The sequence below is a fragment of the Streptosporangium sp. NPDC051022 genome (assembly GCF_040683035.1).
Classification (GTDB): Bacteria; Actinomycetota; Actinomycetes; order Streptosporangiales; family Streptosporangiaceae; genus Streptosporangium.
Window position 1 is genome coordinate 520,351 of sequence record NZ_JBFBCF010000001.1, and the last position, 13,567, is coordinate 533,917.

Here is a 13,567-nt window from a genome sequence, read left to right on the forward strand (position 1 = left end):
GACCGGACCGGTGGTGAAAAGCCGGACCTATACCGCCCTGACGGTCGCCTTGCGGTGCTTGGGCACCGTACGGGGCTGGGGGCCGATCGACGGTCTGGGACTTCGTTCCTGATGACGGTGTGGGCGCGTTCCCGGTTACGGTCGCGGGGCCGGATGCCTTCTTCGTTCCAGGATCTTCGAGACCTCTTGGCTGAGGCTGGCGTCGATGCTCCGAACAGGCCGGACGAGGGACGCGGCTCGCGCGGGCGGTACATGAGCCGGACCTCGGCGGTGATCCTGCGGTGTGGCGGTACCGGAGCAACATCGAGTTCGGTTCGGGCGGCGGCGATGCGCTGCTGGATGCCGGACTTGTCGGCTTCGGCCGCCCATTGGCCTGAACATGCGAACGTCCCGCGGTCCTCCACTCGGAGGACCGCGGGGCACTTGGTGTTCAGGTCAGCAGCAGTAGATGTCGGACGACTGTGCGGCCGACGCCGGCGAGGTCCCACCCCGCGCGTGCCGGGCGTGCGGGGTGGGTGGCGTCGAGCCGAGTCACGGCTTCCTGAAAGCTTTCTCCGTACGGTGCCGGTCGGTGCTGCCTACTATTTCTCCGTGATTGAGTGGATCTTGGCGATTCTCGGGGCGTTCGCGCTCGTCCCCGTAGTGTTCGCGGCGCAGTCGGCTCCGCAAGGCCGTCATGGCCGTGTGCGTGTTCATCACCTGATCGTGGGATCGACCCTGTCGGTGGTCGGCGTCGGGGTGATGGCGTTCATCGCCTGGTCCACCCGCGAGGACAAGCACTATGACGACTTCGGATCGGCCGTGATCACCCTGGCTGCCCTGCTGGCCGGGGGAGTGTTCGTCCTCGGTCTGGGCCCGCTCGCCTCGTGGCTGCTGGGAGTCCTCGGGCGGCGTGCCGTACGGCTGCCGCCGCCGGTTCGCCTGGCGGTCCACGACGTGGCCGGTAATCGTGTCCGGACGGCTACCATGATCACGATAATGATGAGCGCGACGACCCTCGCGGTCGCGGTGGCGATCATCGCGATCGCCGTGACCGCGCAGAACAGAGCGGGATACTTTCCTCAGGGCCGGTCTGACGCCCTGGTGGTGCGGGACTTCTCCACGGAGGACGTGGCCGCCGTACGGGCGGCCGTTCAGCGGGAGTTGCCCGGAGTGCCCATCGCGCAGATCGATCGTCAGCTCGGAGAGGGACACTTCAGGGTAGACATCGAGAACGTGGATCTACCGGATCTGGAGAGCGTCGCTCCGCCCGGCCTCATCGGTGACCAGGGAGTGCTCCGCTATCTCACGGGAGACCCGGCGATGCCCTACGACGAGAACACGGCCGTGGTGGTCACGGTCGCAGACGTGGAAGTCGACAGGGTGACGATCGACTACGACCTCTCCGGGATCGACGGCCCGTTGTCGACCAAGACCATTCCCGCGATCGTCGTCAGGCCCGCCGACCCTCGCCTGGAGGAGCTCTTCCTTCCGGCGAAGGTCATCCGGGATCTCGGCTATCAGCTGGAGCCGGAGAAACTGATCGTCGACCCCTCCCTCCACCGGACTACGGCGGCCGAGCAGGAGCGGCTGGAGCGCCGAGTGGGGGAGAACGCGATCGTCTACGTCGAACGCGGGTTCCAGGCTTCGTCCGACTGGCAGATCTTCGTCGCGGCGGCGCTTCTCGCCACTCTCGGAGCGGCGCTGGCCGCGTCCGGTACGGGGGCCACCGGCTCCCGGCAGGAACGCGTACTGCTGCGGATCAGCGGCGGCTCGGCCGTGCCCCCGCGGTTGTTCGTCGCGTGCCGCGCGGGACTCAGCGCGGCCTGCGGTACGGCGATGGGCGTGGCCGCCGGGTGCGTCGTCGGCCTGCTCCTGGTGTGGCCGATAACGACTTCGATCGAATGGGAGCCGATGCCGCGGGTGGCCTTCGAGACCCCGTGGCTGTCGATGGCCGCCCTGGTCGTCGGGCTGCCCGTGCTCGCCGCGGCTGTCGCGGCTCTCTTCCCGCCCGGTAAGACCGCCCGGCGTGACCGCCCGGCCGGTGCCCCGGGGTGATCCTGGGAGAACGGCGCGTGCCGAGCGGGGGCAGTCATGTGACCCGCGTGGCTGTGGGGGAGACCGCCGGGTCGGCGCCGGCGGCGATCCCCTCCCGTAGGGCCGTCCGTAAGCCGCTTACCAGCCGATTGCAAGTCACGCCGCTGATCATGGGAATCCAGTACCTGTCTTTCGGAGGCCACATGACTGCGACAACCCGACTCGGAAAGCGTCTCGCTCTGGCAGCCCTGGCGGGGCTCATCCTGCTCGGCGCCGGGTTCGCCAACACGGACACCGCCGACGGCGACGCGCTCGCCGGGGCCGGGATACCCGTCAGGATCACGGTCATCGGCTCCGCGGGGACGCCCGGCGCGGCAAGCTCGTAGAGCGCCCCGGAAATGCGAAGAAGCCCGTCACTCCGGAGAGCGGCGGGTTTTTTCATCCGGTGGTCGGAGCAGGTGACGGAAGCCCCCTGAGAGGCTCCCGGCCTGTGGACGGCGGGTGATCGGATCGCTTGGTCACATGACCGTGGACAGGCCCTGAGCCGCTGCGCCGATCACCACGTGTCCCATCCTGACCACCTGTACCAGGGGCCGACAAGCGGGTCGAGGCTCTCCACATCGTCTTCGGGCATCTGGCCCGCCGGGCTCCACACGAAGCCTGCCGACGTCTGGATCAGCCAGTCGTCGACCGAGAAGCGGGCACCGCCGCCAGGTGTCGCCTCCGACCAGCAGACGCTGTAGAGGCCGACGAGCCGGCACTCGTGCGAGACCTGCCCGCTCTTGGCGACGGTCTCGGCGAAGGACGTCAGGGCGGGCTGCGACAACGCGAATCGTGCGTAGAACGGGGCGTCGACGAAGATCGAGAGGGCGACACCGCCGAGAATCATCCACGGTACGAACCAGCGCCATTGGTGCGCGGACACCGCGTTGGAGTCCGCCGCCGCCGCGAGGGTGATCCGTACGAGCCACAGCGGGAGGAGCACGCCACCCGCGCAGAAGGCGAAGATGAACAACTCGACGTACGGATAGGGAGCGCTGGCCCACCACAGACACACGAACGCCGCGAACGAGAATGCCATGAGCAATGGCCAACCGAGCGGCTTGGCGATCATTTCGTCACCCTAGCCCTCCGCCGGTGCCCGGCGACAGCGGCGATTCCGGACGTGCCGTTCGTGCGCCGAACACGAGGGCCACCGATCGGGGGGATTCGGCCGGCGGCGACCCAGGCCACCGCCCGGTCGGCTACTCGGACTCCGGAACGGCTTGCGGGGCGGGGGCCGCGTAGCCCGGGACGGAGGGCCAGCGGACGGTGAGCACCACCGACTCCTCCTCGGCGTACCAGGAGTGGTCGACACCGTGGCCCCACACGACGTAGTCGCCCCGCCGGGAGAGCACCACGCTGCGGCCCGGCAGCTCCACCCGGAAACGGCCGCTGATCAGCAGGAGCAGTGCCGTGCGCTTCTCGCCGGTGACCCACTGCGCGCGCTCGTCGCCACGGGGGTGCACGCCCCACTTGATCTCGACGTCCTCGCTGTGCCGGGCGTCGCCGGCCGGTTTGAAGTGCCCGAGCAGCCAGCCGCGGTCACCGGCCGCGTCCACGTCCGCGTTACCCACATATACGTTCTCCAGCACGAGCCGCGACGTTAGCACGGCACCCGGCCGGGCTCAGCGGTCCCGCCGCGGGGCGCATATCTCACCGGACAGGACGTCCTGCCAGGACGCGCCGGAGGCCTCTCCCGCGCTGCCCGTGCGCTTCGCCGGAACCATCCGCATGGAGGCGTAGGCCAGTGCCGGAGCACCGTCCTGTTCCAGCCTGATCGGGATCGGCCAGTCTCCCCTCGGTACGGCTCGGCAGTCGGTGACCTCGTACCTCAGGTCGAAGCCCGTGGCCTGCTCGGGTGGAAGGGAGTGGGGGATAGGCCTCCGGGAGGACAGCAGCCTCAGACCGGGACCGTTCCGGCCGACCCCGAAGACCGTCACGGGCCCGTCGTTCAGGTTCCGCACGTTGACCCGGACGCTGAACCGTCCGCGGCTTCCGCGTTCGGTGCGGACGGCCTCGCTGGAGGTCTCCGCGGACGCCAGCCCGAAACGGAGCGCCGTGCCGTCCGGGGAGAATCCCGTCCTCGCGGTCCTGAGCCGTGCCGTGGAGACGGCCGGGCGTGCCCTCGCGGTGCCCCGATACGCCCGTGGAAGGCCGGAGCGCGCTCGTGAGACGCCGGAGCGCGCCCGTGGGACACGGAAGCGTGATCGCCAGATGCCGGAGTGCGACCTCGACGCGCCGGAGGCGGAGCGTGAGGTGCTGGAGTTCGCCTTCGAGCCGCCGAAGCGCGTCTTCGAGCCGTGGGTCGGCGCGGAGGCGTGCGGCGCCGCGAGCAGCCCGCACGCCAGCATCAACGCCAGGGCGGACACAAGACCTGGATTGCCAGCCATGCCGGAGGTCATTCACCGGATCGGTCACCGGGAAAACCCATGGTGTGATCATGATCGGCCAAACGTTCGGGCAGGACTCCGGTGCGGGCCGTGAGCGGCGTGAGGTAGCGGCGTGAAGTTCCGGGGCCGCGCCGCGTTTCCGAGGACCGAGCGTTCCGGGACCGTGCCGCGTTTCCCGAGGGCCGGGGGTTCCCGGGCCGCGCCGCGCCTTCCGGAGGGCCGAGACTTGTGCCATGAGTATGCCTCCGCCCCCGTTCTCGCCCCCGCCTTCGTCACCGTCGCCGCTCCCGGTACCACCCTCGGCCTCCTCCGGGGCCAGGGGCGTGCTCTACGTGATCGTGTGCGCGGCCGGTGCCGCCGTCGGGGTCGGCGACCTGGTCGTGATCGCCCAGGACGAGGGATGGGCCGTACAGATCGTCACCACCCCCTCCGCGCTGGACTTCGTCGACGTCCCGGAGCTGGAGCGGTTGACCGGCCGTCCCGTCAGGAGCAGGTACCGCAGGCCGGACGAGCCGAAGCCGCCCCGGGCCGACGCGATCGTCGTCGCTCCCGCGACCTACAACACCGTCAACAAGTTCGCCCAGGGCATCGCCGACACCTACGCGCTCGGCCTTCTCGCCGAGGCTCCCGGGCTGGGCATCCCGGTGGTCGTGGTGCCCTTCGTCAACGAGGCGCTCGCCTCCCGGATCCCGTTCCGCCGCAGTGTCGAGACGCTGCGCGCCGAGGACGTGGCCGTGATCTTCGGCCAGGGGGAGGACGAGGGCCGGGGAGCCGGGGACGGTACCCCGTGGCGGTCCGCGCTGGACGAGATCGGGGCGCGGGCCGCCCGGAAGGCGAGCGGGTGAGGCTTCCACCGGGAGGGGCAGCCGGAACATGACTTTCCCCTCACGCGCTGACACATCTACATAAAAGGCCCTCTAGGGCGAGAACACGACCTCCAAGGAGCTTGCACTCCACGTCACTGCATAACTACTATCGGTGAAAAAGATCTTGGGGGGGTCTTATGTCATCGATCTTCATGTCAGTGGCGCCGAGAGCCAAATCACTTCTGTTGTCGCTGGCGCTGGCGGGGGCGACAGTCGCGGCACTGCCCGGGCAGGTGCCGCAGGCGCGGGCGGACTCCGACACCGGTAGCACGGTGGCGAACGTCCAGGTGGGTCTGTCGATCACGTTGAGCGACCTGACCGCCGCGTTCACCTTGGCGGGCAACCCCGGGCAGACCGTGGCGTCCGGCACCGGCCTGCCCGTCACGATGAGGGTGACGACGAACAACTTCGCCGGATACTCCGTCACGGTCCAGCCCCAGGCGGCCAACCTCGTCGGGGCGATCGCGGGCAACACCGACGTCGTCCCGGTGACCCTGTTGCAGGTCCGCGGGCCCGCCCAGGTCGCCTTCACGGCCCTGTCGTCCGCCACTCCGCTGGAGGTGGCGCGTAAGACCGCGGCCTCCGATCCCGCGGGGGACCTCATCAGCAACGACTTCCAGATCACCGTGCCGTTCGTCCGTCCCGACACCTACAGCGGCACGCTCAACTACGTCGCGACCACCCTGTAGCCCGCTCGATCTTCGTCAATCACTCATCCAACGATCGCAATGGGGGGCTGCGCAGTGGCCGGAAGGCTTCAGCGCGCGATTGCCGCGTTCCTGGCGGCAGGTGGCGTGGCGGTGGCGACGGGCCCGCAGGCGTCGGGAACGCCGGGCGCAGCCCCCAAGCCTGATTTCTCCCTGACGGTGAGTCCAACGCGGCTGATCGTCGGTCCGGAGCATCTCGATCGCGCCCAGACGTTCCAGGTGACGAACAAAGGGCGGCTGCCGATCGACGTCGTGGTGAGAACGGCGAGCTTCAGCGCGGGGCAGGACGGAAAGGTCGTCCTCGACGAGGACGCCCCCTACTCGGCGGCCGACTGGATCGAGGTCAGCCCGGCCGCGTTCCACCTGGCCCCCGATTCGGGACGGCAGGTCACCGTACGGATCGACCCTCCCCGTGACCCCGACAGCGGCGAGCACCAGGTCGAGGTGCTCTTCACGGTGCCCCCCGGAGCGAAGACCGGCGGCGACAACATCAGGATCAGCCGGGCGATAGGCACGCCGATCTACATCACCGTCCCGGGGCCGGTCGACACCTCGCTCCAGATCGGCGGCCTGCGCTCCCCGGGGTTCGCACTGGGCGGTCCCGTGGACTTCGGGGTCACCGTCGACAACCAGGGCACCGTGCACCGCGACTTCTTCGGCCGTGACGCCCTGAGCGTCGAGGTCGACGGACGACGGGTCCCGTTCCCCGACTTCACCGTGCTGCGCGGGGCCAGCAGGGACGTCACCCTCCGGTGGGCGGATCCCCCGTTGATGTGCGTCTGCCACGCCAGGGTGTCGGTCTCCGGCCCCGGCGGGACGTCCAGCCGGAGTGCCACCCTGGTCATCTTCCCGCTGCACCTGTTCGCGCTGCTGCTGGGAGTGCTGCTCGCGCTCTCCTTCCTGCTGCGGCTGGCGCGGCGGCGTTACCAGGCGCACGTGCTGGGCGTGGCCAGGTCGCTGCGGGACTCCGGCGGGGACGGGCTCCGGCGGGACGACGAGATGGACGACGAGATGGGCCGGGTGTAGGAACGGTCCTGCCGCCGGGCCGTACGGCCTGGGCCGTACGGCACCGGCCAGGAGGACGTGGGTCGTCGTCACGCTCGGCGGGGGGCGTCGTGTGAGCGCGCGGCCGTGAGCGCGCGGCCGTGAGCGCGCGGTGGGGGCGTCACGCGAGTGCGCGGCGGGAGGTGGCGGGACCGCCGGGGGCGGGGCGCAAGCCGTACCAACCGGATGTTTCCCTCGGTGTCGACGGCCCCGGCGCGAAGGTCCGGGGACCAAGACGGTGGATCGGCCACGCGGGAGTGGCTCTTCGTCACATACTGGAACGCTACATAAGCTCAGAGTGACCGACGAGGGGCACGGCGGTGACGGGGACGATCCTTCAGCCAGTCCGCACGGAACGGGACGGCCGGTTCGCGAGGGAAGGCGAGATCTCGCGGGAGAGCGGCGGAGGCACGCGTGAGGAGGCGGGCCGCCCCGACATAGACGTCACCGTGATCGTTCCCGTCTACAACTGCCGTCCCTATCTCGACCGCTGCCTGACCTCCCTGCTGGTCCAGCGGGTCAGCAGGGAGATCGTCGTCGTGGACGACGGCTCGACCGACGGCAGTGCCGAGCTGCTCGACCTCTACGCCTCCTACCACCGGGGCGTCATCAAGGTCATCCGGCAGGAGCACTCGGGTGGCGCGGGCCGGCCCCGCAACGTGGGGCTCTCCCAGGCCCGGGGCAGATACGTGTTCTTCTGCGACGCGGACGACTATCTCGGCCCCGAGGCGCTGGAGCGGATGCTCGCGATGGCCGAGCGCAACGGCTCCGACATGGTCCTCGGGAAGATCGTCGGGCACGACCGCAGGGCGCCGGCCTCGATGTTCCGGGAGAGCGCGGAGCGGGTCGCGCTCGGTGACAGCTCCGTCTACAACAGCCTGAGCTGCTTCAAGCTGTTCCGCAGGGAGATGCTGGAACGGCACGCCATCCGCTTCGACGAGACGCTGCTGGTGGGGGAGGACGTGTTCTTCACCACCCACGCCTACTGCCACGCCGGGGTGATCTCGGTGGTCGCCGACTACGACTGCTACCACCTGGTCGCCAGGTCCGACGGCAGCAGCATCATGCAGCGCTCCGGCAGCCGTGACCCGGTCTCCTGGCTGCGGATGATCAAAGGGCCGATCGAGCTGATGGTCCGGCACGTGCGTCCGGGCGCGCTCCGTGACCACCTGCTCAGACGCCACTTCCGGATGGACGCCCTCAGCAGCCTCGGCAGGCCCTTCCTGGAGGCGGAGGAGGTCCAGCGCAAGGAGATCGTCGCCGAGGTGGCCGACATGTGCGAGCGGTGGCTGACCGACGGGGTCCGCGAGCGCCTCAACCCCATCGACCGCAGCCGCATCGCCGCGCTCCAGGACATCGACCGCCTGGTACGGCTGGCGCACATCGAGTCCGCCGTGGTCCGCCGGGAGCTCACCGGCCTCCACTGGGACGGCGAGGGCAGCCTGGTCGTCTCGGGCAGGGTCGGGCTGAGCGCGCTGGAGCAGGGCGGCCGCCCCGATCTCGTCGCGGGTGGCCTAGCGCTGGTGCTGCGGTCGCGCGGCGGTGGCGGTGCCGACCGGCACGGCGGTGGGCACGGCGGTGGGCGGAGCGGGGGCGCGCCGCGCGGCGGGGGGAACACGGGCGGAAGGCGGGGTGAGAGCGGGAGGAAGGACGGGAGCGGGTGTGCCGAGCGGGGCGGGTGCGCCGACGGTCCCGTCGAGGTCGTGGTCCCGGTCACCGGTGACCACGAGAGGTTCACCGGTCTCGTGGACACCGCGAGACTGCCGTCCGGCGTCTGGGACGTCTACCTCAACGTCGAGTGCGAGGGCGTCAGCCGCCTCGCGCGCCTCGGCGCGGACCGGGACGGGCGGATCGTCCAGCCGGTGCCCCGCGTGATCGACGGGATCGTCGCCCTGCCATACTTCACCAGGCCGCACGGCAACCTCAGCCTCGACGTCGGGGGTCACGTGGTGAGCGTCCCCGGCAGCGCGCGGCTGACCCGGGCCCGCTGGGCGATCGGGCACAGGCTGGTGCTCGACGGCGAGGTCAGCGTGGGCGCGGCCATTCCGGGGGCGCGGACGGTGCGCCACCTGGTGTGGCGGGAACGGTGGTCGGGGCGGGAGCGGCGCGAACCGGTCGAGGTCGAGGCGGGCGGCGCCTTCGCCGCCCGGCAGGCCCTGGGCAGGCTGGGGCCGGGCACCTGGGACGCCTACCTGGAGCTGGACCTGGGCGGGCCTCCGGCGCGCTTCAGGATCGAGGCGGCGGCCGAGACGATCGCGCCGCCGCGCGTCTGGTGGCGGGGGCTGGTCAGGCGCAGCGTCAGGCCCTACGCCACCGCGGGTAAGGGGCGGCTCAGCACGGTGGTCCGCACCTTCACCCCCAGGTCGTTCGTCCGCAGGGTCTTCCGTTAATGCCACTATCTTGCAACTACAAGCCCATGGCGTAAGGTTGGAAGGATTTCGCACTTCGGAGGCTTGTGGTGCACGTACCCGATGGCTTTTTCAACGCAGCCGTGTCGATCTCGGCCGGGGCCGTCGCGGCCGCCGGTGTGGCGGTCTGCCTGCGCGGCGCCCGCCGAGAGCTCGACGACAAGACCGCGCCCATGGCGGGTCTGGTCGCGGCCTTCATCTTCGCCGTCCAGATGCTCAACTTCCCGGTCGCAGCGGGCACCAGCGGGCACCTGCTAGGCGGCGCGCTCGCCGCGATACTCGTCGGGCCCTACACGGCCGTGCTGTGCATCGCCGTCGTGCTGCTGGTGCAGGGGTTCTTCTTCGCCGACGGAGGCCTGACCGCGCTGGGGGTGAACATCACACTCATGGGCGTCGTCGCCGTCGTGACCGCCTGGGCCGTCTTCCGCCTGATCGCGGGCAGGGCGCGGGGCAGGGGCACGGTGGTCGCGGCCTCCTTCGTCGCGGCCCTGGTCTCGGTGCCCGTCGCGGCCGTGGCCTTCGCCCTGCTGTTCTGGATCGGCGGCACCGCGCCCATCGAGGTCGGCACCGTCGCCGCGGCCATGGGCGGCGTGCACGTGCTCATCGGCATCGGTGAGGGCCTGATCACCGCGGTCACCGTCAGCACCGTGCTGGCGATCAGGCCCGACCTGGTGTACGGCGCGCGCGGCCTGGCCGCGCCGCTGGTGCTGCGGGGGGCCGACGGCGACACCGCGGTCACCCGCGAGGCCGTGAGCCCGGTGGCGCAGGCGGGCCCGCGGCGCCCGGGCTGGTTCCTGCCGGCGGGCGTCGTGGTCGCGGCGCTGCTGGCGGGGGTCGTCAGCTTCTACGCCTCCTCCTCACCCGACGGCCTTGAGCGGGTGGCCGAGGACAAGGGCTTCAGCAGCCAGGCGGCGAAGCACCACCTGGCGGACCAGCCGCTGGCCGACTACGGCGAGGGGCACATCCCCGTGGGGGTCGCGGGCGTCATCGGCGTCGGGGTGACCCTCGCGGTCGGCGGCGGGCTGTTCTTCGTGGTGCGGCGCCGTACCCGGGGTGAGGCCCCGGCCAAGGACGAGGTCTCCGCGTAGTGGGGGCGGGCCACCACCACCGGCTCTACCGGGCGGGTGAGACGCTCGTCCACCGGCTGCCCCCGCAGTGCAAGCTGGCCGCGGTCGCGGCCTTCGCGCTGGTGGTGGTGGCGACCCCGCGCGAGTGGTTCTGGGCCTTCGGCGTCTACGCCGCGCTGCTGGCCTCGGTGGCGCTGGTCGCCCGGATCCCGCCGTCCTTCGTGCTGCGGCGGATGGTGATCGAGGTCCCGTTCGTGGTGTTCGCGGTGGCGCTGCCGCTGATCGGGTTCGGCGAGCGCGTGACCGTCCTGGGGATCTCGCTCAGCGCCGAGGGACTCTGGTCAGCCTGGAACATCCTGGCCAAGGCCACGCTGGGCGTGGTCGCGAGCGTGCTGCTGGCGGCCACGACCGAGCCCCGGCTGATGCTGCTGGGCGCCCAGCGCCTGCGGCTGCCGTCGTTGCTGGTGCAGATCGCCATGTTCATGCTCCGCTACATGGACGTCGTCGTCGACGAGATGCGCCGGATGCGGGTGGCCCGGGAGTCACGGGGGTTCGTGGCCAGGGACGTACGGCACATCCCGGTGATCGCCAGGTCGGCGGGGACGATGTTCATCCGCTCCTACGAGCGCGGCGAGCGGGTGCACCTGGCGATGCTCAGCCGGGGCTACACCGGCTCGATGCCGGTCATCCAGGATCTGTCGGCCTCCTCGCGCCAGTGGCTCGTCGCGGGTATGTTGCCGGGCGCGGCGCTCGTGGCGCTGCTCGGGGCACTGCTCGTGAACGGGGGACCGGCATGACACCGTCGCTTGAGGTGAGCCGTCTGGCGTACGCCTATCCGGACGGCACGCAGGCGCTGTTCGGCGTCGACTTCGAGATCGCACGGGGGGAGCGGGTCGCGCTGCTCGGGCCGAACGGCGCGGGCAAGACCACGCTGGTGATGCATCTCAACGGCATCCTGACCGCCGGGCACGGCACGGTGACCGTGGCGGGGCTGCGGGTCGGCAAGGAGTCGCTGAAGGAGATCCGCAGGCGGGTCGGCCTCGTCTTCCAGGACCCCGACGACCAGCTCTTCATGCCGACCGTCAGGGAGGACGTGGCCTTCGGCCCGGCCAACCTCGGGGTCGGGGGTGAGGAACTGGAGCGACGCGTCAAGGACGCGCTGGACCGGGTGGGCATGCTGGAGACGATCGACCGGCCGCCGCACCACCTGTCCTTCGGCCAGCGCCGCCGGGTGGCGGTCGCGACCGTGCTGGCCATGGAGCCGGAGATCCTGGTGCTGGACGAGCCGTCGTCGAACCTCGATCCGGCCTCCCGCCGCGAGCTGGCCGAGATCCTCAGGAGTCTCGACGTGACCGTGCTGATGGTCACCCACGACCTGCCCTACGCGCTGGAACTGTGCGACCGCTCGCTCATCCTGTCCGGCGGGGTGATCGCCGCCGACGGGCCGACCGGGGAGATTCTCGCCGACGCCGAGCTGCTCGCCGCCCATCGGCTGGAGCTGCCGTACGGCTTCGCACCCCGCTGAGCCGAACGGCCCGTGCGGTACCGGCATACATCACGACATGCTGAGAGAGTGCTTTATCCGCCTTTTCGGCCGTGTTCTTCATGATTTTTCCGGTATAAATCAGCGTGCGGTGTGACGGCGGGAGTGGCGGAGCCGCAGGGGCGGTTACGCGACGAGGGTGAACCCGGCCTGGCGGGTGCCCGCGGATCCCGTGTACAGCGGCCGCGAACGGGGAGAGGTGATATGCGGCGTTCGTGCCCCCACCTCCCCATCCATGTGAATGATCATAGAGTTGCATGACCTCACATACGGTGATGGCGAAGTAAAGTGGGTCTGCCTCATGGGCGAGGAGGACTGATGAAGCTACGGCTGGCTCGCCGTGCCGTCGGTGACGCCGTGGTGGTGGCCGTCGAGGGCGAACTCGATCTGTTCACCGCCCCCTTTCTGCGAGACGAGATCCGCGACGCCATCAAGCTCGACGGTGCCCGGCTGGTTCTCGACCTCACGGAGCTGTCCTTCATGGACTCCAGCGGCCTGTCGGTGCTCATCGAGGCCTGGCGGCTGGCCACGGGGGAGGGCGGAGGGGTCAGCCTGGCCGCCCCCCAGCCTCCGGTGGCCCGGATCCTGCGCACCACGGGGCTCGACCGGCGCATCAAGGTCTATCCCGACGTCGGCAGCGCGGTCGGCGAGATTTAACCCCCCTGAGAAGAACTTCATTCGGTAGCCGCGTTAAAGTCCGCTCATGGACCTGAACGGAGCAGCAGCAATCATCTCGGGCGGTGCCAGCGGCCTCGGCGAGGCGACGGCCCGTGACCTCGCCGCGCATGGCGCTACCGTGGTCGTCGCCGATCTCAACGAGGAGCGCGGCAAGTCCGTCGCCGACGAGATCGGCGCGGTTTTCGTCAAGACCGACGTGTCCGACGAGCAGCAGGTGCAGGCGGCGGTCGACGCGGCCGTGGCGACCGGCAGGCCGCTGCGCGTCGTGGTGAACAGCGCGGGCATCGGCTGGGCCGGCCGTACGGTCAACCGCGACGGCTCGCCGCACGACCTGGCGTCCTACCGGAAGGTCATCGAGGTCAACCTGATCGGCACCTTCAACCTCATGCGCATCGGCGCCGCGGCCATCGCCCGGACCGAGCCGGTCGACGAGGACGGCCAGCGCGGAGTGGTCGTCAACACCGCCTCCGTCGCGGCGCTGGAGGGCCAGACGGGCCAGGTGGCCTACTCGGCGTCCAAGGGCGGCATCGTCGGCATGACGCTCCCGGCCGCACGTGACCTGTCCGCCGCCGGCATCCGGGTCAACACGATCTGCCCCGGCATCATCGACACCCCGATCTACGGCTTCAACCCGAACGCCGAGGAGTTCAAGGCCAAGCTCGTGGCCCCGGTCGTCTTCCCCAAGCGCATGGGACAGCCCGCGGAGTTCGCCCGGCTGGTGCGCTCGCTGATCGAGAACGACTACATGAACGCCGAGACCATCCGTTTCGACGGCGGCATCCGCTTCCAGCCCAAGTAGGAGAGAC

The 13,567-nt window shown here is 70.4% G+C and carries 14 protein-coding genes; 11 read left to right on the plus strand and 3 right to left on the minus strand.

The annotated features are described in order from the left end of the window. The first annotated feature begins 684 nt into the window (after positions 1-684). Both AB0N02_RS02480 and AB0N02_RS02485 read left to right on the plus strand, forming a co-directional pair. Positions 685-2,037: a hypothetical protein gene (locus AB0N02_RS02480; RefSeq protein WP_363941721.1), complete on the plus strand. Its 1,353-nt coding sequence runs from the start codon at positions 685-687 to the stop codon at positions 2,035-2,037. A 182-nt stretch (positions 2,038-2,219) separates the two neighbouring features. Beyond that, positions 2,220-2,402, plus strand: coding sequence for a hypothetical protein (locus AB0N02_RS02485; RefSeq protein WP_363941723.1), 183 nt, complete (start codon positions 2,220-2,222; stop codon positions 2,400-2,402). Positions 2,403-2,572: 170 nt separating this feature from the next. Here AB0N02_RS02485 and AB0N02_RS02490 read toward each other — a convergent pair whose 3' ends face one another. The 3 genes from AB0N02_RS02490 to AB0N02_RS02500 all read right to left on the minus strand — a co-directional run bounded on the left by AB0N02_RS02490 (position 2,573) and on the right by AB0N02_RS02500 (position 4,448). Continuing rightward, entirely contained in the window at positions 2,573-3,130 is a 558-nt protein-coding gene (locus tag AB0N02_RS02490; RefSeq protein ID WP_363941725.1) for a hypothetical protein, read from the minus strand. Between the two features lie 130 nt (positions 3,131-3,260). Continuing rightward, positions 3,261-3,650 carry a signal peptidase I gene (locus AB0N02_RS02495; RefSeq protein WP_363941727.1) on the minus strand — a complete coding sequence of 130 codons (390 nt, stop codon included), beginning with the start codon at positions 3,648-3,650 and terminating at the stop codon, positions 3,261-3,263. Between the two features lie 33 nt (positions 3,651-3,683). Then, on the minus strand, positions 3,684-4,448 hold the full coding sequence (locus tag AB0N02_RS02500) for a hypothetical protein (protein ID WP_363941729.1): 765 nt from the start codon (positions 4,446-4,448) through the stop codon (positions 3,684-3,686). Positions 4,449-4,681: 233 nt separating this feature from the next. Here AB0N02_RS02500 and AB0N02_RS02505 point away from each other — a divergent pair, with 233 nt between their 5' ends. The 9 genes from AB0N02_RS02505 (at position 4,682) to AB0N02_RS02545 (ending at position 13,560) form a co-directional block, all read left to right on the plus strand. After that, entirely contained in the window at positions 4,682-5,293 is a 612-nt protein-coding gene (locus AB0N02_RS02505; RefSeq protein WP_363941732.1) for a flavoprotein, read from the plus strand. A gap of 206 nt (positions 5,294-5,499) precedes the next feature. Continuing rightward, positions 5,500-6,003: a hypothetical protein gene (locus AB0N02_RS02510; protein ID WP_363941734.1), complete on the plus strand. Its 504-nt coding sequence runs from the start codon at positions 5,500-5,502 to the stop codon at positions 6,001-6,003. A gap of 177 nt (positions 6,004-6,180) precedes the next feature. Next, a complete protein-coding gene (locus AB0N02_RS02515; protein ID WP_363941737.1) occupies positions 6,181-7,047 on the plus strand; it encodes a hypothetical protein in 867 nt (288 codons plus the stop codon). Positions 7,048-7,385: 338 nt separating this feature from the next. After that, positions 7,386-9,455 carry a glycosyltransferase family 2 protein gene (locus AB0N02_RS02520; protein ID WP_363941739.1) on the plus strand — a complete coding sequence of 690 codons (2,070 nt, stop codon included), beginning with the start codon at positions 7,386-7,388 and terminating at the stop codon, positions 9,453-9,455. A gap of 68 nt (positions 9,456-9,523) precedes the next feature. Continuing rightward, on the plus strand, positions 9,524-10,561 hold the full coding sequence (locus AB0N02_RS02525) for an energy-coupling factor ABC transporter permease (RefSeq protein ID WP_363941740.1): 1,038 nt from the start codon (positions 9,524-9,526) through the stop codon (positions 10,559-10,561). Further along, entirely contained in the window at positions 10,561-11,337 is a 777-nt protein-coding gene (gene cbiQ / locus AB0N02_RS02530) for a cobalt ECF transporter T component CbiQ (protein WP_363941743.1), read from the plus strand. Before AB0N02_RS02525 ends, cbiQ begins: the two co-directional genes overlap by 1 nt. Then, positions 11,334-12,065, plus strand: a complete 732-nt coding sequence (locus tag AB0N02_RS02535) for an ABC transporter ATP-binding protein (RefSeq protein WP_363941744.1) — start codon at positions 11,334-11,336, stop codon at positions 12,063-12,065. The genes cbiQ and AB0N02_RS02535 overlap by 4 nt, the downstream gene beginning before the upstream one ends. Before the next feature lie 336 nt (positions 12,066-12,401). After that, a complete protein-coding gene (locus AB0N02_RS02540; protein ID WP_363941747.1) occupies positions 12,402-12,740 on the plus strand; it encodes an STAS domain-containing protein in 339 nt (112 codons plus the stop codon). 46 nt (positions 12,741-12,786) lie between these two features. Further along, entirely contained in the window at positions 12,787-13,560 is a 774-nt protein-coding gene (locus AB0N02_RS02545; RefSeq protein WP_363941749.1) for an SDR family NAD(P)-dependent oxidoreductase, read from the plus strand. Positions 13,561-13,567: the final 7 nt, after the last annotated feature.

Coding starts and splice junctions, on each gene's coding strand:
- AB0N02_RS02545 (WP_363941749.1), top strand. CDS start 12,787: ATGGACCTGAACGGAGCAGCAGCAATCATCTCGGGCGGTGCCAGCGGC.
- AB0N02_RS02490 (WP_363941725.1), bottom strand. CDS start 3,130: ATGATCGCCAAGCCGCTCGGTTGGCCATTGCTCATGGCATTCTCGTTC.
- AB0N02_RS02535 (WP_363941744.1), top strand. CDS start 11,334: ATGACACCGTCGCTTGAGGTGAGCCGTCTGGCGTACGCCTATCCGGAC.
- AB0N02_RS02485 (WP_363941723.1), top strand. CDS start 2,220: ATGACTGCGACAACCCGACTCGGAAAGCGTCTCGCTCTGGCAGCCCTG.
- AB0N02_RS02540 (WP_363941747.1), top strand. CDS start 12,402: ATGAAGCTACGGCTGGCTCGCCGTGCCGTCGGTGACGCCGTGGTGGTG.
- AB0N02_RS02505 (WP_363941732.1), top strand. CDS start 4,682: ATGAGTATGCCTCCGCCCCCGTTCTCGCCCCCGCCTTCGTCACCGTCG.
- AB0N02_RS02500 (WP_363941729.1), bottom strand. CDS start 4,448: ATGGCTGGCAATCCAGGTCTTGTGTCCGCCCTGGCGTTGATGCTGGCG.